Annotated in this window: 1 protein-coding gene; it reads right to left on the bottom strand. The window is 37.5% G+C overall.

What is annotated here, in order from left to right:
- Window positions 1-216 (bottom strand): site-2 protease family protein (locus tag V6260_RS19130; protein ID WP_341595614.1); only part of this gene is annotated, 216 nt, incomplete at both ends.

Raw genomic sequence — 216 nt, 5'->3', positions numbered from 1 at the left:
ATCGAGCATTTTTACGTAACCACCAAGCTGTATAGCAGCAATTACGTATTCTGTGTTGTATTTATCGTGCCATTTTAAAAGTGGCTTACCAATACCAATTGAAAAACGCAGCACTTTAACGCCCATTTTTCGTGGAACCCATAAATGGCCATATTCATGTATGGCCTCTAAAATACCAAGCGCTAAAATAAATGAGCCAAGATTCCAAAAAACATC

The sequence above is a fragment of the Pseudoalteromonas aliena genome (assembly GCF_038155085.1).
Lineage (GTDB): Bacteria > Pseudomonadota > Gammaproteobacteria > Enterobacterales > Alteromonadaceae > Pseudoalteromonas > Pseudoalteromonas aliena_A.
This window is presented reverse-complemented; position numbering and strand designations above follow the sequence as displayed.